This window comes from Pantoea sp. PNT03, from assembly GCF_014852515.1.
Classification (GTDB): domain Bacteria; phylum Pseudomonadota; class Gammaproteobacteria; order Enterobacterales; family Enterobacteriaceae; genus Pantoea; species Pantoea leporis.
The window spans coordinates 402,703-421,988 of record NZ_JACVBT010000003.1 but is presented as its reverse complement, the minus strand read 5'-3'; the positions used below and the strand labels follow the sequence as shown (position 1 = coordinate 421,988).

The following is a 19,286-nucleotide window of genomic DNA, read 5'->3' as shown; positions in this document are numbered from 1 at the left end:
ATTTGATAAATTTTCTATCATTATAATGATGCGAAATACTATGATCGCTATCAAAAAATGAATGTTTCATGGTTGTTGATGATGAAATATTTATTTGATACTTGCGCCATCCACTACCGCAAGGAACGATCATGACTATCCATATTGCTAACGCGCCCTGTAGCTGGGGCGTTGATGACCCGAAAAATCCCTTCCTGCCGCCGTGGCAGAAAGTCCTGAGTGAAGCGTCGCAGGCCGGTTATAAAAGCATTGAGCTGGGCCCATGGAGCTATCTGCCGGTTGAGCCTGCCGAACTGCGTCAGCAGCTGGAAGCGCACGACTTGTCGCTGGTGGCGGGCACCATTTTTGATGATTTGGTGAGTGAAGCCAATTTCCCGGCGATGGTTGAACTGACGCACAACATCTGTCGTAACCTGTCTCTGGTACCGACCGCGACCAAAACCCATGCGGACAACAAGCCCGCACCTTATCTGGTGATTATCGACTTCGGTAATCCAGAACGCGCCAAATACGCCGGTCAATCCGCCAAGGCGCCGCGCCTGTCAGCTGAAGCGTGGCAGCGCATGATGCAGCACATCACCACGCTGAGCCAGATTGCCTGGAACGAATACGGCGTGCGTGCGGTGATCCATCCGCATGCCGGCGGATGCATTGAGTTCGCCGACGAGCTGCAACAGCTGGTGGAAGACATTCCGCATGAAGTCGCTGGTTTATGCCTCGACACCGGCCATCTGTACTACTCCGGCATGGATCCGATTCCTTACCTCAGCCGCTACTGGGATCGCATCGATTATCTGCACTTCAAAGACGTTAACGATGCGGTATGGCGCGACGTGATTGCGCGCGGCGTCGATTTCTTTGCCGCCTGCGCAGAAGGCGTGATGTGCCCGATTGGCAAAGGGGCAATTGATTATCCAGCGGTGCGCGCCTTCCTGGCGGAGCGCAATTATCAGGGCTGGATCACCGTCGAGCAGGAGCGCGATCCGCGTGATGCCGACACCAGCCTGCGTGACGTCACCGCCAGCCTGCACTATTTGCAATCGGTCGGATTCTGAGGAGAACAACATGATCAACGGCATTAAGGCTCTGGATCGCTCGCTGCGCTGGGGCATGGTTGGCGGTGGCGGCACCAGCCAGATTGGTTACATTCACCGTTCGGCGGCCACGCGTGATAACAACTTCACGCTGCTGGCAGGCGCATTCGATATCAACGCCGAGCGCGGCCGCGCCTTTGGCACTTCGCTAGGTATCGAAGCCGATCGCTGCTACGCAGATTACGAAACCCTGTTTGCGGCAGAAGCGGCGCGCGCCGACGGCATCGAAGCGGTGTCGATCGCCACACCCAATAACACGCATTTCGCCATCTGCCGCGCCGCACTGAATGCGGGTCTCCATGTGGTGTGTGAGAAGCCGCTGTGCTTCACCGCTGCCGAGGCCGATGAGCTGGAACAGCTGTGTGCTGAGAAGAAGAAAATCATCGGTGTGACTTATGGTTACGCCGGACATCAGCTGATTCATCAGGCACGCGAAATGATTGCCGCAGGTTTGCTGGGTGAGATCCGCATCATCAACATGCAGTTCGCGCACGGCTTCCATAACGAAGCGGTTGAATTGCAGAACGAAAGCACCAAGTGGCGCGTCGATCCGCGCTTCGTCGGGCCGAGCTATGTGCTGGGCGATTTGGCGACGCATCCGCTGTTTATCGCCGAAACCATGGTGCCGCATCTGCAGATCAAACGCCTGCTGTGCAGCCGCCAGAGCTTTGTCAAAACCCGCGCGCCGCTGGAGGATAACGCCTTCGTGATGATGGAGTACGACAACGGCGCAGTCGGCACTATGTGGGCATCGGCGGTGAACTGCGGTTCGATGCACGGTCAGAAGGTGCGGGTGATCGGCGAGAAAGCCAGCCTGGAGTGGTGGGATGAGCAGCCGAATCAGCTGCGCTATGAAGTGCAGGGCGAGCCGGTGCAGATTCTCGAGCGCGGCATGGGTTATCTGCATCCGAGTGCGCTGGCTGACGACCGTATTGGCGGCGGACATCCGGAAGGATTGTTTGAAGCCTGGTCCAATCTCTATCGCCGTTTTGCGCTGGCAATGGATGCCACCGATCGTGGCGATCAGGCATTCCTGAAAGACTTCTGGTATCCGGGCGCGCATGCCGGTTTGATGGGCGTGCGATGGGTGGAGCAGTGCGTGAAGTCTGCGGATGCGGGAGCCATATGGATAGCGTGTTGAATGGGCCTTGCTCATGTGCGGAGCAAGAGGGCGTTAATGACTCAATCTTCCGCGGTCGCTTTTAGACCCTCGAAATTGCAGAATTCACTGCCAATTTAAATAAAAGTTAACTCGATTTTTTGAATGATTTTTCACCCCTCTACGCGCTCTTTATCAAGAGCGCAAATTCATTCTCCCCAGATTAAATAATCACTAAACGTGCAATTAACGCAACGTAATATAACAGTTTTATTTCTGTAATAGTTAAGCCGGCGTTATAAGAAGCGTATAAATAATAACCGTCTTTGTTTTGATGGTGTAAACATCATCTCGCGTTTTTTAGCCTTTCCGGCGGCAATTGCAGACATATCTTGAGGATACTGAGTTTTGTCTTGATCGAACAAAATACTGTCTTAGGTGTTTTTTTAGATCTTTAGATCGTTAAAATACAAATGTTAAGTTTTTTATTCTAAAAAAAGATCTTAAAAAAGATCAAAGATCTGTAAATTTACCCTCGCGCTAATTTTTTTAGGGTTATATTTCAAATTGAGCACGAATAATCAAAAAAACTTTCAATAGGTTAAAAGTTGTCATTTACTTAAAGCGGTCGAAGGGCTCCAACATTACTTCGATTAATGTTTTTTTCTGCTATGGAAATGAAAGTTCATTGCTTTAGCAGAGACATTTTTGATGACGATTTTTGAGGCTTAATCATGAAAAGCAAGTTCGCAGTATTGGTTGCAATTACGGCTTCTCTTGGATTTATTGGCACGACAACTGCTGCTGATGGCACGATTAATTTTACGGGTACAATTACCGATAACGCTTGCACGGTAGATACTGGCTCTGCCAACCAAACCGTGAATCTGGGCACCGTTTCGAGCAAAACCTTCACCGGAGCCGGTGTCACCGCGGCACCGACTCGCTTCAACATTAATCTGACAAGTTGTCCTGCTGCGGTAACCTCGGCCAGCGTACGTTTCGATGGCGCAACCTCTGCGGGAAATAACCAAATCCTCGCTCTGAACTCAGGGCAAACTGCCACCAATGTGGGTGTCGCGCTGTATGAGCAAGACAGTTCCACTCTCATCCCTATCGCCAGCAAATCGGCTGATCGTCCGATCACGGCAGCCGGCCCTAATGTACTGACCTACATAGCGAAATATTACGCTACGGCCACGCCAGTTACTGCGGGTACAGCAAACTCCACGGCGACCTTCACCATTGCTTACAACTAAGTAGTTTCAGAGCCGCGTCATGCGGCTCTTTCTTTCGTCACGGAGAGAGATGGATGTTTAAAAAAAGTCTTTGGCCATTGGCCATGGCACTTTTGTGCCTGTCGCCTATGGCTCAGTCTGGTGTGCAGATTGGCGGCACACGTCTGGTTTATGACGGTAAAAACAAGCTGGCCGCGATAAGTGTGACTAATCCAGACGATCGTCCCTATTTGATTCAATCCTGGGTTAGCGGTCAGGAAGAGAGTGATACCGCTGATGACACTTTCATCACCACGCCCCCGCTCTTCCGCCTTGAGCCTCATAGCCAGAATTCGGTGCGCGTTATCTACAGTGGTCACACGTTGCCAGACGATCAGGAATCCGTGCACTGGTTGAATATCAAGATTATCCCGACGGTCAATCGTCAGGCCACTAACGATCTCGTTATCACCATTAAAAACAAGATGAAGTTATTTTACCGGCCCGCAGAGTTAAGCGGCGATCCCGCATTGGCTTTTACCAGGCTCAAATTTCGCCAGCGTGAGGGCAAACTCGCCGTGTTTAATCCCACGCCTTACAGCGTTTCGCTCTACGACCTGACCGTAAACGGTTCAACTATGACCAAACCGCCGATGGTGTTGCCTTCACAGGAAATCGTTCTTGGCCAAAAAGTGCACGTTGGCAATCCGGTGAGCTGGCGAGCGATTAATGATTTCGGCGGCATTACAGCAGAACAAACATTAAAAGTGGGCACCGATTAAAGGAGAGGGCCATGTCGATGAGACAAAATATACCTTTAACGCTGAGGCCTGCTTTTCAGCGCACCTTACTTAACATGTTAATACTGGCTGCAATATCCATTAATGATGTGGTTGCAGAGGATTATTTTGATCCTGACACGGTGGAACGACACAGCGGCCAGCGTGCAAATCTGGATCTTTCCACTTTTAGCCACAGTGGAGGCCAGGCGGCGGGCGTTTACAACGCCGACGTTTACCTGAACGACAATTTTGTTGGATCAAAAAGCATACGCTTTGAACCCGGTGCGAAGGGTCTGCAGCCCCTATTAATAAAAGCTGATTTTATGCGGTGGGGCGTGAAAGAGAATGCCACACCCGCTTTCGTGAAAATCTCACCTGCGCAGGAAGTGACGAATATCGCTGCCATCATCCCGCAGGCGCAAACCCGCTTTGATTTAAGCCAGCAACGCTTAAACGTCTCCATTCCACAAGAATATGTACGACATAACGCACAAGGGTATGTTGGCCCAGATGAGTGGGACGATGGTGTCAACGCGCTATTTATGAATTATGGCTATTCAGGTGCCAATAACTGGAGTGATTATCGTCAGGGAAGTGATAACAACGCGTATCTCAATTTGCGTAGCGGTATTAATCTCGGGGCCTGGCGCGCGCGCAATTACACCACCTATAGCCATAGTCAGGGTGATGATAAGTGGAACAGTATTAATACCTACGTTCAGCGTGACATCAAACCCTGGAAAAGCCAGCTGGTATTGGGAGAGAGCTATACGCCATCAGAGGTATTCGATAGCTTCCCCTTTCGCGGAGCTCAGCTCTACTCAGACGACAATATGCAGCCCGAGAGCTTACGAGGATTCGCACCCGTTGTACGAGGCATTGCGCAGAGCAATGCGCAAGTTACCATTCGTCAGGACGGTAACATCATTTGGCAAGCCTATGTGCCACCCGGACCTTTCGCCATAAACGATCTTTATCCTACCTCGGCCAGTGGCGATCTTGAGGTGGTAATAAAAGAAGCGAATGGCAGCGTCCGACAGTTTGTTCAGCCATTTTCTGCGGTGCCTATCATGCAGCGTGAAGGGCGTTTCAAATATGCTTTCACGGCCGGACAATATCGTTCAACCGGGGGATCGGCAAAAAAGCCGGGCTTTATACAAGGCACAGGTATCTATGGTTTGCCTTATAGCTCAACCGTTTATGGTGGATCAATTCTGTCGGGTGATTACACGTCAGCATCGGTTGGTGTGGGGAAAGGTCTGGGGTTATTGGGTTCGATTTCGCTGGACGGGACATTCGCCAATGCCCGTTTAATGGAAGAAACTCATCGCGGTGGCTCATTTCGTTTTCAATATGCAAAAGATGTCGCAATGAGCGGCACCACTTTTACTCTGGCAGGCTACCGTTATTCCACCTCTGGTTATTACGATTTTAATGAAGCCAATGGCTATTACGCGAATACACTGCCGCCGGGTTTCCGGGGTAATCCCAACAACCGCAATGAAGTTGAACAAGCCCGACGCGAATGGCGAAACTGGCGTTATAGCCATAACAGACGCAGTAAATCCCAACTCAACGTTAATCAATCGTTGGGTGATTATGGCAGTCTTTTTCTCTCCGCTTACCAGCAACAATATTGGGGCGTGACAGACAAGGAGCGCAGTTTGACGCTGGGCTATAACACCAGCTTCAACGCCATCAATTACTCCTTTAACTACAGCTATTCACAGACGCCGTTCTACACCAAACACGATCAAATTTTTTCGCTGGCGGTGCAGATTCCCTTTGACCGATTTTTACCCAAAAGCTGGCTGAACTTCTCGGGCAGCACCGACAATCGCGATAAAACCACTGGCGCGGTGGGGTTGTCAGGCACTGCACTGGCAGACAATAACCTGAGCTATAGCGTGCAACAGGGTTACACCAATCAAGGGGTTGGCGCCAATGGCAATGCGTCAGTCAACTATAAAGCACGCTTTGGCGAATACCAGGCTGGCTATAACTACTCGCGGAATACCCGACAACTGAATTACGGCGCAACGGGCGGCATTGTGGTGCATCCCTATGGTGTGACTCTGAGCCAGCCGTTAGGTGACACCATGGCGTTAGTGCGCGCTGAAGACGCGGAGGCAGTTCGCGTGCTCAACCAAACCGGCGTGCTGACTGATGGCAGAGGTTATGCCGTCGTACCCAACGTAACACCTTATCGCCGCACCTCGCTTTCGCTTGATGCCAATTCGCTCGGCGATAACGTCGATCTGCTGAGTGACAGCCAAACAGTGGTGCCTACGCAGGGGGCCGTAGCATTAGCCAATTATCCCACGGTATCGGGGGCAAAAATGGTCGTTACCTTGCGTGGGCGTCAAGTGCCGTTCGGCGCACGTGCCAGCGTTGCCAACGGCGAAACCCTTTCGCATGGCATCGTTGATGACAAACAACATGTTTACCTCAGCGGCGTGCCCGCAGCGGGCGTGGTTAAGGTGAACTGGAAGGGCGGCGAATGTCAGGCTCCGTTTACGTTAGGAAAGGCTCAGTTTGGTGTCAATTCTGTGACGGCACAATGCCGCTAAAGGAAGCATTTATGCGTTTATTTCTTTTATTATCGAGCATATTTTTTATTGGGTTGTACGTTAACTTTGCGCAGGCTTATACCTGTACCACCACCACAGCCGCGACGACAGTTTCTCCTCCTGCGATAGTGATTCAACGCGATTTACCGGTGGGATCGTTGATTGGCAGCCAGATCACCTCGGGTGCGGTGAACACGTTTAACTGTACTAACACGGCCCCCGCGTTGACTTACCAAAGTGTGGGCGTAAAAGGCACCGGTAACTATGTCACGACCATTGGAGGCAGACGAATTTACAGCACCAATATTGCGGGGATTGGCTTTGCTATCGGTGGCATTTCAGTGAACAACTGCAATAACTTTAGTGGCTGGGTTGATGGAACCAGTACGGGAGATGGTAATGCGAACAATAGGTTGCTGTGTTCGGTCAATGGCTTAATGGCGGGACAACCTCTGCGCGAGCAAGCGTTGCTGCAGTTCTATAAAACCGGACCAACCGGATCGGGGATGGTCACCGCGCAGCAGGCAGGATCGTTTATTTTGCATAACAACCAGGCGTTCTGGCATTCACCGGAATCAACTATTCATATGAATGGTTTTAGTGTCACAACGCTGGCGTGTTCAGTCAGTAATACTGCCATCGCCGTAAATATGGGCAATGTGGATAAGCGTGCGTTCAGTGGGACGGGCAGTTCACCCGATGCCAGCTTTACGCGTAATTTTACCCTTCCGCTTAACTGTAATGCCGGCACCCGCATCAATGTGAAGATTGATGGAAATGCCCAAAACTCCGCCAATGGGGTATTAAATCTGACATCAGGTGCCAATACGGCAAGTGGAGTGGGCGTGCAGCTGCTGTTTAACAATGCGCCTGTGCAACTGGGCGCTAATATTGTTGCCGGAACTTCGGCCAGCGCGGGGAATTATAATATTCCGCTTCAGGCGCGTTATTACCAAACGACCGCAACCATTACACCTGGCACAGCTAACAGTTCCGCGACTTTCACTCTGACCTATCAATAAATAATTTTCCCCCTGGCGGGGGAAAATTGTCAGTGATGACTTACCGATAGATCACTTCAACAGCTTTAATATGACCCGATGATTGCACGCTGACATTGCCGAGTTGAAACGGCAGCGTCTGCTGTTGCTTATTGAATCTAATCTGACGCACTTTATCGACACCATTCTGGCTACATTGCACTGCGGCATGCTGGCTATTGGTCGTCGTCGTACAGGCAGGCTCAACTATCGCACCGGTAAAAGAAACGGTACCGCCCTCAGCCAGAACGGCTTGGGCAAATAGCAAACCAGAAAATAATACGAATGCTGTTTTCATCGGTCTTCTCCTGGTGGTGGCATAAAGAAGAACGACAAGTTAGGACCAAACTTTAATTAAAAATGGCGATACTGAAAAAATATCCCCCTTAATGCGATCGCAGGTCGCTGAGGAAGCGCTGCGCGCGCGGGTGCTGCGGCTGGGTGAAGAACTGTTCTGGCTGTGATTTCTCCAGAATCTGTCCCTGGTCCATAAACCAGATGGTATCAGCCACCTCACGGGCAAAGTTCATTTCGTGGGTCACGCACATCATCGTCATCCCTTCCTGCGCCAGACCGCGCATCACCGATAACACTTCGCCGACCATCTCCGGATCGAGCGCCGAGGTCGGTTCATCGAACAGCATCACCGGCGGCTTCATCGCCAGCGCGCGGGCAATCGCCACGCGCTGCTGCTGGCCGCCGGAAAGCTGCGCCGGATAAGCATCGGCTTTATGCGCTAAGCCCACACGCTCCAGCAATTCACCCGCCTGACGACGCGCTTCGCTGCGCTTCACGCCCAGCACTTTCATCGGCGACATCATGATGTTCTCGGCCACCGTCACATGCGGGAACAGGTTGAAGCTCTGAAACACAAAGCCGATGCGCGTGCGCAGCTGATTGAGGCGCGTGCTGCTGCCGTGAATATCGGTGCCATCGAATACGATTTGGCCGTCATCGATCGGTTCTAAACGGTTAACGGTGCGGATCAGCGTCGATTTGCCCGAGCCGGAAGGGCCGCACACCACCACCACTTCACCGGGGTTAATTTCGGCGCTCAGGTTGGTCAGCGCCTGATACGCGCCGTACCATTTATTAACCTGATTAAACATGATCATCGGTCCCATGCGGTTTCCTTATTGCGAAGAGGTTTTAGTCAGCATCACCGCGGGCGCCATGCTGGGCGTTGGCTGCGGTGCTTGACGACGTTTCTGCGCAATGTGCGCTTCGAGTTTATTAGCCAGCCAGGTGAGGCTGAAGCAGATGAGGTAGTAGCTCAGCGCCACAATGGCGAACACCTGAAACGGTTTGGTCAGCAGCTGATTGCTCACCTGATTGGCGGCAAAGGTCAGCTCCGGCACGTTAATCACGTAACCCAGCGTACTGTCTTTGATGATCGATACCAGCTGGCTGACCAGGCTGGGCAAGGTGTTGAACAGCGCTTGAGGCAGGATCACCAGACGCAAAGTTTTCAGGTGGCTCATGCCGAGCGCGCGTGAGGCTTCGTATTGGCCGTGCGGCAGCGCCTGAATGCCACCGCGCACGATCTCGGCGATATAGGCACTCTCATAAATCACCAGCGTACACAGCATGGTGGCGAAACCGCTGATGTTGTGGCCAATCAGCAGCGGCACACAGAAGTAGGTCCAGAACACCACCATCATTAGCGGGATGCCGCGCAGCAGATAAACCCAGCCGGTGGCGGGCCAGCTCAGCCAGCGCCACGGCGACAGACGCGCCAGGCCCAGCAGCACACCAATCGGAAACGCCAGCAGCACCGCCAGCACCGAGATCAGCAGCGTACAGAGCACGCCGCCAATCGGACCGTTAGGGTATTGCCCCATCAACAGCAGCATGCCGTTATCATGCAAAATGGTGAACATCTCAAACATCGCCATTACCTCGCATAGACGCGCTGGAAGCGGCGGGCCAGCAGTGCGCCAAGGCCCATCAGCAGCAGGGAGAAGAACAGATAGCCCACGGTCGCCACGATGTAAGATTCGAAGGTGCGGAACGTTTGGTTCTCAATATCGCGCGTTACATAGGTGAGATCCGCCACACCAATCACCATCGCCAGGCTGGTGTTTTTAAACAGCAGCACCGTGTGGTTGATCATCGCGGGCATCGCATTGCGAATGCCCTGCGGCAGAATCACGCCGTGCATGGCGCGCACGTAGCTCATGCCGAGTGCGCGCGCAGCTTCGTTCTGCCCGTCGGGAATGGCGCGCAGGCCGCTGCGGATATCTTCGGAGAAGTACGCCGCCTGACACAGGCCCAGCGCGGTGAGGGAGAACAGGAACTCGGCGTTGTAGTTGTTGATCCACATCTGCAGCGCTTCCGGCAGCAGTGTAGGAATGGCGAAGTACCACATCATCAACTGGATCAGCGTCGGCACATTGCGGTGATAAGAGACATAGGCTTTGACCAGCCCAACCGCGATGCGGTTTTCAGTCAGGCGAATCACCACCAGCAGCAGCGCCAGCACCATCGCCAGCAGCCAGGCACCCAACGCCAGTTCAAGGGTGATCACCGTTCCGTCAACGATCATCTGGCCGTATTGGCCGGTTATCACACTGCTGAAATCGAGAGCCATTCTGTTACCTCATCATCGCCTGCTACGCGCTGTGGTCGCCCGGTCGCATGGTGGAAAGACCGCCCGGCACCTGTAATGTCGGGGTGATTTCGATGTTGCCGATATTTACCGCCAGCGGTGCCGCGAGCGCGAAAGCAACGCAGTCGGCGATATCTTTGGCCTGCGGCAGTTCAAAGCCATCAATGAAGCGGCGGCGCGCCTCTTCGTGATCGCCTGACACGTTGCCGAAGATATCGGTGGCGACGCGGCCCGGACAGATTTCGGTGATGCGCACGCGCGCGCCGTAGCAATCGACGCGCAGCTGGCGCGAAAGGGCATGCACGCCGGCTTTGGTGGCGTGATACACCGAGTTGCCGTTGAAGTTGTAGATGGCAGCAATCGAGGTGATGTTGAAGACGTGGCCACGATCGCGCGCCACCATGCCCGGCACTAGCAAACGGCACAGATGCAGCACCGCGCGCAGATTGACGTCCACCTGGGTTTCAATCACGTTCTCGTCTGCATTGAGGATCGAGCCCGGATGCGACAGGCCAGCGTTATTCACCAGAATGTCGATTTCGAGATCCTGGCACAGCGCGGTCAGCGCCTTTATGTCACTGACATCCACCGCATGCGGAATACAGCCGGTACGATCGGCCAGCGCTGCCAGCTGCTCTTTACGGCGCGCCACCGCGTGCACGGTGATGCCCTCCTGGCACAAGCGCTCAACAATCGCTTCGCCCATTCCCGCCGATGCGCCGGTCACCAGCGCGGTTTTGTAATCTGAAAATGGCATCTGCCTCTCCTCGTTATGGCGTCTTTTGACTGTATGCAGTTATGCCGCAAGGGCATAAGACATAAAAATTTTGAGGCAATAAGCGCCCCTTATAACGCTTGCCTGCTGCACTTCACCCGTTCCAACATTGCGCAATAAATTGCGCCGCTACGACATGTGCGGTGATTGAGATCGACCTACAAAATGCACGTATTTGTAGCGGCGCGATTTATCGCGCGGTATTGATCTTATGCGCTTGACGGCGCAAATGTCAGAATGTCCTCGTCATATTCCACCGCCGAAAGATGCTCAGCCATGAGCGATCGGATCGTGCCGCTATCCGGGCTAATCACCGGCACATACAGCGGGCCAACCTGCACCAGCGCCACCACCGCACCGGCATCGATGTGCTGGCCGGGCGCGACAAAATCCTGCGGGCTATGCGGATGGCGGCGCAGCAGCGTGCCGGGCATCGGTGCGCCGATGCGTTGCGGGATGAGGGGGATTTCAGCGGCGGGAAGCGTGACAGGCGCGGGCGTGGCTGGCGTGGCGGCGAAGGTCAACCGCACTGACCAGTGCTTGCCATCGAGCGCCAGGCTGTTCAGCCCGGAGGATTGCATCTTGCGCGCCAGCGCACGCAGCGTCGGCAGCGGTATTGCGGTTTTATCCATGGAATTCCCGTCAAAGCGAAACACGCCCGCCTGAGCGGGCAAAATCGTAATCTAGCGCGTTCGCAATACGGGCAGTAAGAGGGTTTCGCTTTGCGGCAATAAGCGGGACTTATCCCACCAACGTCAGAGGATGATTCTCAACGTTGCGGCGCGACATCAGCGACAGCAGGATCGATTTCACCGCTTCGGCCGGCTGTGACAGCGGCAAGTGATCCGACATGCAGAACGACAGCGACACCTGTACATCCGGATCGACGATCTTCGCCATCCACGCATCGCCGCTTTTCAGCATCGCGCGCGCGGCGGATTCCGGCATGATGGTGGTGCCGAGACCGGCGCTCAGGGCGGCATTCAGCGTGGTTTGCGACTCGATCTCGCATTTCACGCGGTACTGCAGATTGTTGTGTACGAAGGCATCGTCGAGCACTTTGCGCATGATGTTGTAGACGCGCGGCAGGAACAGATCGTATTGCGCCACCTGCGCCAGCGGGATCTCTTTCACCGGTTGCGCGAGGCTGAACGGACAGACGAAGTAGAGATCCTCTTTCATCAGCGGCATAAAGCGCAGGCCGTGAATGGTGCGGTGATCGTAAATTACCGCCATATCCATGCGGCCATTCATGATCAGTTCGCTCAGCGTGGTGCCGAAGTTCTCATTGAAGTAGAGCACGATGCCGGGATGCTGCTGCTGCACTTCCATCATCAGCGGTAATGCGAGGTTTTGTGCCGCGGTGCCCGGCGCTAAGCCCACTGAGACGCTGCCGCTCAGTGACGCGCCGACCAGCTCGATGGCGCTTTGTGCCTGCTCGCACTGGCGTAAAATCGCCTGCGCGTGGGAATAGAGCGTTTTCCCGGCTTCGGTCGGCGTCACGCCGCGCTTGGTACGAATGAGCAGTTGCTGATTCACTTCCCCCTCCAGCGTAGCCAGCTGCTGGCTCAGCGCGGGCTGGGCAATATGCAAAATATCGGCGGCCTGGGTCAGGCTGCCCACATCAACAATTTTAACAAAGTACTTCAGGCGACGAAGATTCATGAACGCTTCCTCCAACAGAACGCATAGCGGGTATCAAGCAAAGTTGATGCCAAATAAGCTTTCGCGAATGAACTCAGACAGGAGGGTAGAGCCACAGTGCCTCCTACGGCAGGTGCTGAGTTGGACAGTTGCCGAGACGGCGAGGGTAAAACAGCGAACTTTGCACTGGTATGGTGCGATTCACTCATTAGATTTGGCGATGATGGGAGTGAGTAAACCGACGTTGCGCGCTGTTAACCGGCACTCAAAGTAACACTCTATTAACATTGCGTCAGGCGCTGGCGCGTGACCTGCCGCGCATTTCCACATCAGGCTCGCCATCTTTATGGCGAAAGTGTGCGGTCGGTTCAGTCATCGCTTTGTGTTATATCACCACAACAAAGCACTATTAACCGCCGCTTCGGGCAAAAACCTATCCTCTGATAAACGTCGTGTTTGCAGCTTGCTGCAAACCGTTCATGCTGACACTGAGCCAGGATTAACCCATGCCCGAGATAGCCGATCGATTAAAAAATGTGACCGTTTCTGCCTCCGTTGCCATGACCCAAAAGGCCCGCGATCTCGCGGCGCAGGGCATTGATGTGGTGGCGCTTTCTACCGGTGAACCCGATTTCCCCACGCCACCTCACGCGATTGAAGCCGCTTATGCCGCTGCGCGCGCCGGGGATACGCGCTATCCGCCCACCGACGGCACGCCGGCGCTGCGCAAAGCGATCCAGCTGAAGTTCAAACGCGATAATCAGCTCGATTACGACGTCAGCCAGATCCTCACCGCTGGCGGCGCTAAGCAGATCATTTTTAACGCGATCCTCGCGACCATCAATCCTGGCGATGAAGTGGTGATCCCGACGCCGTCGTGGATCAGCTATGCCGATATCGTCAAATTCGCTGGTGGCGTGCCGGTGGCGCTACCCTGCACGCAGGAGAACGGCTTCAAACCGCTGCCGGCCGATTTAGACGCCGCCATCACCGATAAAACCAAATGGTTGCTGCTCAATTACCCGAGCAATCCCACCGGTTCGGTGGCGAGCCAAGCGGAGCTGCACGCGCTGGGCGAGGTGCTACTGCGCCATCCGCAGGTGTGGATCATGACCGACGATATCTATGAACACCTGATTTATGACGATGTGCGTTTCTACACGCTGGCGCAGGTTGAGCCGCGCCTTTTTGACCGCGTGCTGACGGTGAACGGCGTGTCGAAAGCCTGGTCCATGACGGGCTGGCGAATGGGCTTCTGCGGCGGCCCGGCGCCGTTGATCAAAGCGATGAGCAACGTGAATACGCAGAACAGCGGCGGCGTTTGCACCTTAACGCAGGCCGCGGCGGTAGCGGTGCTGGAGGGCCCGCAGGATCTGCTGCAAGAGCGCGCGCGCATCTATCGCCAGCGCCGTGATTATGTACTGGAGCGCCTGACGTCGATTGATGGCCTGCGCTGTCACAAACCGCAGGGCGCATTTTATCTGTTTGTGAATATCGCGGGCTACATCGGCAAAACCAGCGCCGGTGGCCGGTTGATCACCAATGATGCCGATTTTGTGCTGGCGCTGATTGAGGAGCAGCACGTGGTGACGGTGCAGGGCGCGGCGTACGGCATGAGTCCGTTTATCCGCTTGTCGTATGCCACGAGCATGGAGCGGTTAGAGACGGGATGCGATCGCATTGCGGCGTTTTGTGGTGGATGTGTTTGATTCATTGAAATAATTATCGCGCCGTTGCGGAGAGATGCAAAAACTGTAGCGGCGCAATTTATTGCGCGATAAATCGCGCCGCTACGTATCGGTGCGATGGATAAGCAGGCCGCTAATCAATGACCACCTCCGCCGCCGGGGCGACCTGATGACCGCTGGCTTCGATTTCGCTGCGCACAATGGTGGCGAGCGCCAGGGAGCCTGGCGTGTCGCTGTGAACCAGAATCGAGCGCGCACGCACCGCAATCTCTTCACCTTCAATCGTCGTCACCGTGCCGTGCTGCAAAAACTGGCGCACGCGGGCGCGCAGCGCGCTTTCCTCGTTGATCACCGCACCGGCAATGCCGCGCGGCACCAGACGGCCTTGCGCGTCATAGGCGCGGTCGGCCAGGAACAGCGTCAGCGTTTTCAGGCCAGCCGCCTGCGCCGCGACTTCAATGATCGTATCGGGCTGGGCGAAGATGATCAGCTCGCTATTGATGCGCGCCACTAACTCCATCACCTTTTGCGCCAGGGTGGCATCGCGGTTGACGATGTTGCCCATCGCGGCGTGGAAACTGAAGTGGGAAACGTGGGTGCCTTCCGCGCGGGCAATCGCCGTCAGCGCGCCGAGCTGATAGGCCACCTGCTGACAAATCTCTTCGGCGCTAAACGGCAGTTCGCGGCGGCCAAAACCCTGGCGATCCGGCAAGCCGGGATGCGCGCCAATGCCCACGCCATGTGCCTTCGCCAGCCGCACCATGTTGGTCATGATCGCCGGATCGCCAGCGTGGAAACCACAGGCGATATTGGCGGATGACACCACTTTCATTAGCGCGGCGTCATCGCACAACTGGTAAACGCCGAAGCCTTCGCCCATATCGGAATTCACATCAATCTTCATGTCTGGTTTCCTTGTGCGGATTAAACGGTAAGCGCTTTACGCAGTGGCTGGCAGCTGAAGCGCAAACGGCTCAGCCAGCGCGCCACTTCCTGTTCGATGGCGATCGCTTCACGCACATCGCTGTGGATCAGCTGGATCGATTGGCCCGGCAGCACTTGCCCAAGCCGCCACAGATCCTGCTCGATCACGCCAGCGATCTTCGGATAACCGCCGGCGGTATTGGCATCGCTTAGCTGGATGATCGGTTCACCACCCGGCGGCACCTGCACAATGCCGGGGATCAGCCCGTACGATCGCATCTCAATGGTTTCAGAGGGGAAGATCGGATCGCCTGAAAGCCGATAGCCGGTGCGATTGCTTTGATTTGATACCTGCCAGGATTGCTGCCAGAAGCGCGCGGCATCGGCGGCAAACAGCGGGTATTCGCCGGAGGGAATGGCGCGCAGCTGAATGTCTCCGGCGCTGTTGCGGGGAAAACTGGCGTGTAATGCGCTGTCTGGCGGTTCAATACCGATGCCGCTGTGCGGAAGTGCCGGGCCGCGATTTTCGCCGAGCGCCAGCCGATCGCCACGCTGCAGCGGACGTCCTTCAACGCCGCCGAAGCCACCTCGCAGCGCGGTACTGCGCGAGCCAAGCACCAGCGGCACATCGATGCCGCCAGCAACACACAGATAGCCACGCGCGCCGCTGCGCGGATAACGCAGCTCCAGCACTTGCCCGGCACGCACGCTGCAGCCCCACCACGGCGGCAGCGGCGTGCCATCCAGCGTGGCGCGGCAATCCGCGCCGGTCACCGCGATGCTTCTGTTTTGCAAAAATCGCACGCGGAACGGGAACAGCTGCACTTCAATTGCCGCCGCATTTTCGTCGTTGCCGAGGAGTAAATTACCGGCACGCAGCGCCAGCGGATCCATCGCGCCGCTCACCGACACGCCGATGTGGCGATAGTTGAAGCGACCTAAATCCTGCACCGTGTTGAGCGCACCGCTCTGTTCGATCTCAATCACAGCTCAATCCTCTGCGGCAGAAAACGGATGCGATCGCCCGGAGCCATCAGCGCGGGCGATGCGGCCAGCGGGTCAAACACCGCCAGCTCGGCAAAACCAATCGCATTCCAGCCGTTCGGGCCGGTCAGCGCCGAAACGCCCGCCTGCGCGCCACCGATGGTGACGGTGCCTTTCAACATGCTGAGCGACGGCACTTTCTTGCGCGGTGTCGCCAGCAGCGGATCCAAGCCGTGCAGATAGCCGAAGCCCGGCGCGCTGCCCAATGCAAACACCGTGTATTCACTTTGATGATGCAGGCGCACCACTTCGCGGGGGCTCAAACCGGTATGGCGGCACACCGCCTCGAGATCCGTGGCGTGTTCACCGCCGTAATGCACCGGGATTTCAATCAGTTTGCCCTGCGGACTGATCGCCTGCGCCTGATCCCATGCGGCATGCAGCTGCATGCGCACGGCAATTTCATCAGCTGGAATATGGCGGAACAGTACCAGCAGATTGGTGACGCCGGGGATCAGCGCTTCAATCGCTTCATCGGCATGCAGCAGGCGCGCCAGCGACCAGATGCGGCGCTGCGCCGGGAGATCGAAACCGCCTGGCGCTTCCACCAGCCACGCGCGTGCGCCGATGGTGGAGAGCTTGATAGCAGAGGAGCAAGCCAGCGCGGGAACGCTGGCAGGCTGGAGAGCAGAGTGCGACTTCACGGGCATGGTTATTCCAGCGGTTCAAATTTCAGACTGGAGAGCGGCTGTACGCGCTCTTCGCGCACCATTTTGTATTCGGTGTTGGGCCCAATCCACGTATCCCAGATTTTGTCGATGGTGCCGTCATCGTCCATCGCCTTCAGGCTGCTGTTGACGCTGGCCAGCAACGCCGGTTCATCACGCTTCATGCCGACACCAATCGGCTCCAGCGCCATCGGTTCTTTGATCATCGCCAGATTGATGCCCTCTTTTTTTGCCTGCGAAATGGTTTTGATGCCGGTCATGGTGTTGGTGACGAAGCCCACCGATTTGTTCTGCTCCAGCGCGAGGAACGCGGAGGCTGAATCCTGGAAGGTCACCGCTTTGCCGCCTTTGATATGGATTGATTGCTCAGAAGTGGTGCCTTTGGTGGCGCTGATGCGTTTGCCCTGGAAATAGCTCAGCGGCTTGTCGGCCAGCGGTGCTTTGACCAGCAGCATCTCCCTGGCGACGTAATAGGGATCGCTGAATTGAATCTGGTTGCCGCGGGTTTTGGTGTAGGCCAGATTGGCGATCAGTACGTCGGCGCGGCCGGTAGCAATCACCGCAATACGCGCTTCCACCGAGGTGGGCACCAGCGTCAGTTTGACGTTCATCTGCTTCGCCAGCGCGTTACATAGATCGATATCCATGCCCGCCAACTGACGTGTTTTCGGATCCGGAGAAGAGAAGGGCGGCACGTCCGAATAGACCGCGCACTTTAGCTCGCCGCTGGATTTGATGTTGGCCATCATGTCGGCATGCGCAGCCGAAATAGCCAGCAGCGGCAGCAGTGCCAGCCCGATGGTGGTAGGTCTTTTCATGGTCATGTGAACTTCCTCAATGATGAATACCACGGCGTCACCGGGACGGAGCGCCTGCGTTCTCGCTTTTCTGGACTATATCGGCTTTGTTTTCAGGCGAAAAAGAGGGAAACCCTGTTGTGCAATAGCAAAAAAATATGGCTAAGCGGCGCATAAGTTCTTTCTATTCGGGCAGAGCAAAAAAGTGTTATCCAGCGCACACTTTTCTCGCCAGGCTGATTGCATGTCCTCTCGGCAGTCCCGCCGATTGCATGTGGTAGAGAGAAGTGAAAAAGCATGAATGCCCGATTAGGCGTGTTACTGAAGATACTGGCCGCGCTGTGCGCCACCTTGATGCTGGCTTGTGTGAAGGGGCTGAACGGCACCCTTCCCACCGGCGAAGTGATTTTTTTCCGCAGTTTTATCGCGCTGTTGCCGCTGCTGATTTGGTTGAAAATGCAGGGCGACGTGCTGGAAAATCTCAAGACGCGTAACCTATCCGGTCACATTATTCGTGGCTTCTCCGGCACCGGCGGCATGTATTTTAACTATCTGGCGCTGGTCTATATTTCGCTGGCCGATGCTACCGCGCTGAGCTATGCGGCGCCGCTGTTTACCGTGATCATGGCGGCGATGCTGCTGAAAGAGCGGGTGCGGGTGTCGCGTTGGGTCGCGGTGGTGGTGGGATTATCCGGCATTTTGATCATGCTCTCTTCCAGCCTGAGCACCAGCGGCGCGCTGTTTTCCCATGGGGCCAGCAACGCGACGACGAGTATTGGTGTGGCATGTGCGTTGCTGGCGGCGCTGTGCTCCGCGACCTCTAACGTGCAAATCCGCTTCCTCAACGGCATCGAGAAGCCGGGCGCGATAGTGTTTTACTTCTCACTGATGACTACCGTAATTGGCCTGGCGACGGCGCTGTTTGGCTGGAGCAAACCCAGCGCGATACAGCTGCTGTTGCTGGTGGGCTGCGGCCTGTTTGGGGGGCTGGCGCAGATTCTGGTGACGCTGAGCCTGCGTCACGCCGATGCGTCACTGCTGGCACCGTTCGATTACACCACGCTGGTGTGGTCGATGCTGATTGGTTATTTGTTCCTGAACAGCCTGCCGGGCAGCACCACCTTGCTGGGCGCATCGATTGTAGCGCTGGCCGGGATATTTGCGGTGTGGCGTGAGAATCGCCAGCGCAAACTGGCGATGGTGAGCAGTACGCCTTAGCGTTGCGCAATAATTTGCGCTGCGACAAATAGGTGTACGCATCCGTAGCGGCGCGATTTATCGCGCAATGAATTGCGCCGCTACACATAGGTGCACGCATCGGTAGCGGCGCGATTTA

At 55.5% G+C, this 19,286-nt stretch carries 19 protein-coding genes; 8 read left to right on the top strand and 11 right to left on the bottom strand.

The window, feature by feature from the left end:
- The first annotated feature begins 131 nt into the window (after positions 1–131).
- From IB226_RS13715 to IB226_RS13690, 6 genes are all read left to right on the top strand, one after another.
- On the top strand, positions 132–1,055 hold the full coding sequence (locus IB226_RS13715; RefSeq protein WP_110868105.1) for a TIM barrel protein: 924 nt from the start codon (positions 132–134) through the stop codon (positions 1,053–1,055).
- A gap of 10 nt (positions 1,056–1,065) precedes the next feature.
- On the top strand, positions 1,066–2,235 hold the full coding sequence (locus tag IB226_RS13710) for a Gfo/Idh/MocA family protein (RefSeq protein ID WP_192235918.1): 1,170 nt from the start codon (positions 1,066–1,068) through the stop codon (positions 2,233–2,235).
- Between the two features lie 692 nt (positions 2,236–2,927).
- Positions 2,928–3,452, top strand: coding sequence for a fimbrial protein (locus tag IB226_RS13705; protein WP_101762319.1), 525 nt, complete (start codon positions 2,928–2,930; stop codon positions 3,450–3,452).
- Positions 3,453–3,505: 53 nt separating this feature from the next.
- A complete protein-coding gene (locus tag IB226_RS13700) occupies positions 3,506–4,192 on the top strand; it encodes a molecular chaperone (RefSeq protein ID WP_137385018.1) in 687 nt (228 codons plus the stop codon).
- Positions 4,193–4,203: 11 nt separating this feature from the next.
- The gene (locus tag IB226_RS13695; protein WP_192235916.1) at positions 4,204–6,762 is read left to right on the top strand and encodes a fimbria/pilus outer membrane usher protein; all 2,559 of its coding nucleotides are present in this window, start codon (positions 4,204–4,206) and stop codon (positions 6,760–6,762) included.
- Positions 6,763–6,773: 11 nt separating this feature from the next.
- On the top strand, positions 6,774–7,784 hold the full coding sequence (locus IB226_RS13690) for a fimbrial protein (RefSeq protein WP_192235914.1): 1,011 nt from the start codon (positions 6,774–6,776) through the stop codon (positions 7,782–7,784).
- 40 nt (positions 7,785–7,824) lie between these two features.
- Here the strand turns inward: IB226_RS13690 and IB226_RS13685 are convergent, their stop codons facing one another.
- From IB226_RS13685 to nac, 7 genes are all read right to left on the bottom strand, one after another.
- Positions 7,825–8,100 (bottom strand): hypothetical protein, encoded by a 276-nt coding sequence (locus IB226_RS13685; RefSeq protein ID WP_101762315.1) that lies wholly within the window; start codon positions 8,098–8,100, stop codon positions 7,825–7,827.
- An 88-nt stretch (positions 8,101–8,188) separates the two neighbouring features.
- Positions 8,189–8,926 carry an amino acid ABC transporter ATP-binding protein gene (locus IB226_RS13680; protein WP_101762314.1) on the bottom strand — a complete coding sequence of 246 codons (738 nt, stop codon included), beginning with the start codon at positions 8,924–8,926 and terminating at the stop codon, positions 8,189–8,191.
- 9 nt (positions 8,927–8,935) lie between these two features.
- Positions 8,936–9,691 carry an amino acid ABC transporter permease gene (locus IB226_RS13675; protein WP_101762313.1) on the bottom strand — a complete coding sequence of 252 codons (756 nt, stop codon included), beginning with the start codon at positions 9,689–9,691 and terminating at the stop codon, positions 8,936–8,938.
- Positions 9,692–9,696: 5 nt separating this feature from the next.
- On the bottom strand, positions 9,697–10,392 hold the full coding sequence (locus tag IB226_RS13670) for an amino acid ABC transporter permease (protein WP_061718311.1): 696 nt from the start codon (positions 10,390–10,392) through the stop codon (positions 9,697–9,699).
- A gap of 22 nt (positions 10,393–10,414) precedes the next feature.
- Positions 10,415–11,167: an SDR family oxidoreductase gene (locus tag IB226_RS13665; RefSeq protein ID WP_192235912.1), complete on the bottom strand. Its 753-nt coding sequence runs from the start codon at positions 11,165–11,167 to the stop codon at positions 10,415–10,417.
- 227 nt (positions 11,168–11,394) lie between these two features.
- Positions 11,395–11,817, bottom strand: coding sequence for an acetyl-CoA carboxylase biotin carboxyl carrier protein subunit (locus IB226_RS13660; protein ID WP_110868100.1), 423 nt, complete (start codon positions 11,815–11,817; stop codon positions 11,395–11,397).
- Positions 11,818–11,926: 109 nt separating this feature from the next.
- A complete protein-coding gene (gene nac / locus IB226_RS13655; protein WP_049851333.1) occupies positions 11,927–12,850 on the bottom strand; it encodes a nitrogen assimilation transcriptional regulator NAC in 924 nt (307 codons plus the stop codon).
- Between the two features lie 485 nt (positions 12,851–13,335).
- Here nac and IB226_RS13650 point away from each other — a divergent pair, with 485 nt between their 5' ends.
- Positions 13,336–14,538: a pyridoxal phosphate-dependent aminotransferase gene (locus IB226_RS13650; protein WP_192235910.1), complete on the top strand. Its 1,203-nt coding sequence runs from the start codon at positions 13,336–13,338 to the stop codon at positions 14,536–14,538.
- Between the two features lie 112 nt (positions 14,539–14,650).
- Here IB226_RS13650 and IB226_RS13645 read toward each other — a convergent pair whose 3' ends face one another.
- The 4 genes from IB226_RS13645 to IB226_RS13630 are packed head-to-tail and all read right to left on the bottom strand — an operon-like array spanning position 14,651 to position 17,977.
- The gene (locus IB226_RS13645; RefSeq protein ID WP_192235908.1) at positions 14,651–15,421 is read right to left on the bottom strand and encodes a 5-oxoprolinase subunit PxpA; all 771 of its coding nucleotides are present in this window, start codon (positions 15,419–15,421) and stop codon (positions 14,651–14,653) included.
- A gap of 20 nt (positions 15,422–15,441) precedes the next feature.
- Entirely contained in the window at positions 15,442–16,428 is a 987-nt protein-coding gene (locus IB226_RS13640; RefSeq protein WP_192235906.1) for a biotin-dependent carboxyltransferase family protein, read from the bottom strand.
- Entirely contained in the window at positions 16,425–17,135 is a 711-nt protein-coding gene (pxpB, locus tag IB226_RS13635; RefSeq protein WP_101762307.1) for a 5-oxoprolinase subunit PxpB, read from the bottom strand. The genes IB226_RS13640 and pxpB overlap by 4 nt, the downstream gene beginning before the upstream one ends.
- Before the next feature lie 2 nt (positions 17,136–17,137).
- On the bottom strand, positions 17,138–17,977 hold the full coding sequence (locus IB226_RS13630; RefSeq protein ID WP_192235904.1) for a transporter substrate-binding domain-containing protein: 840 nt from the start codon (positions 17,975–17,977) through the stop codon (positions 17,138–17,140).
- A gap of 270 nt (positions 17,978–18,247) precedes the next feature.
- Here IB226_RS13630 and IB226_RS13625 point away from each other — a divergent pair, with 270 nt between their 5' ends.
- Positions 18,248–19,168, top strand: coding sequence for a DMT family transporter (locus IB226_RS13625; protein ID WP_192235902.1), 921 nt, complete (start codon positions 18,248–18,250; stop codon positions 19,166–19,168).
- The last annotated feature ends 118 nt before the right edge of the window (positions 19,169–19,286 follow it).

What these genes read in the sequence shown, in the direction of transcription:
- IB226_RS13715 (WP_110868105.1), top strand. Translation starts at nt 132, where the DNA reads ATGACTATCCATATTGCTAACGCGCCCTGTAGCTGGGGCGTTGATGAC.
- IB226_RS13710 (WP_192235918.1), top strand. Translation starts at nt 1,066, where the DNA reads ATGATCAACGGCATTAAGGCTCTGGATCGCTCGCTGCGCTGGGGCATG.
- IB226_RS13705 (WP_101762319.1), top strand. Translation starts at nt 2,928, where the DNA reads ATGAAAAGCAAGTTCGCAGTATTGGTTGCAATTACGGCTTCTCTTGGA.
- IB226_RS13700 (WP_137385018.1), top strand. Translation starts at nt 3,506, where the DNA reads ATGTTTAAAAAAAGTCTTTGGCCATTGGCCATGGCACTTTTGTGCCTG.
- IB226_RS13695 (WP_192235916.1), top strand. Translation starts at nt 4,204, where the DNA reads ATGTCGATGAGACAAAATATACCTTTAACGCTGAGGCCTGCTTTTCAG.
- IB226_RS13690 (WP_192235914.1), top strand. Translation starts at nt 6,774, where the DNA reads ATGCGTTTATTTCTTTTATTATCGAGCATATTTTTTATTGGGTTGTAC.
- IB226_RS13685 (WP_101762315.1), bottom strand. Translation starts at nt 8,100, where the DNA reads ATGAAAACAGCATTCGTATTATTTTCTGGTTTGCTATTTGCCCAAGCC.
- IB226_RS13680 (WP_101762314.1), bottom strand. Translation starts at nt 8,926, where the DNA reads ATGGGACCGATGATCATGTTTAATCAGGTTAATAAATGGTACGGCGCG.
- IB226_RS13675 (WP_101762313.1), bottom strand. Translation starts at nt 9,691, where the DNA reads ATGTTTGAGATGTTCACCATTTTGCATGATAACGGCATGCTGCTGTTG.
- IB226_RS13670 (WP_061718311.1), bottom strand. Translation starts at nt 10,392, where the DNA reads ATGGCTCTCGATTTCAGCAGTGTGATAACCGGCCAATACGGCCAGATG.
- IB226_RS13665 (WP_192235912.1), bottom strand. Translation starts at nt 11,167, where the DNA reads ATGCCATTTTCAGATTACAAAACCGCGCTGGTGACCGGCGCATCGGCG.
- IB226_RS13660 (WP_110868100.1), bottom strand. Translation starts at nt 11,817, where the DNA reads ATGGATAAAACCGCAATACCGCTGCCGACGCTGCGTGCGCTGGCGCGC.
- nac (WP_049851333.1), bottom strand. Translation starts at nt 12,850, where the DNA reads ATGAATCTTCGTCGCCTGAAGTACTTTGTTAAAATTGTTGATGTGGGC.
- IB226_RS13650 (WP_192235910.1), top strand. Translation starts at nt 13,336, where the DNA reads ATGCCCGAGATAGCCGATCGATTAAAAAATGTGACCGTTTCTGCCTCC.
- IB226_RS13645 (WP_192235908.1), bottom strand. Translation starts at nt 15,421, where the DNA reads ATGAAGATTGATGTGAATTCCGATATGGGCGAAGGCTTCGGCGTTTAC.
- pxpB (WP_101762307.1), bottom strand. Translation starts at nt 17,135, where the DNA reads ATGCCCGTGAAGTCGCACTCTGCTCTCCAGCCTGCCAGCGTTCCCGCG.
- IB226_RS13630 (WP_192235904.1), bottom strand. Translation starts at nt 17,977, where the DNA reads ATGACCATGAAAAGACCTACCACCATCGGGCTGGCACTGCTGCCGCTG.
- IB226_RS13625 (WP_192235902.1), top strand. Translation starts at nt 18,248, where the DNA reads ATGAATGCCCGATTAGGCGTGTTACTGAAGATACTGGCCGCGCTGTGC.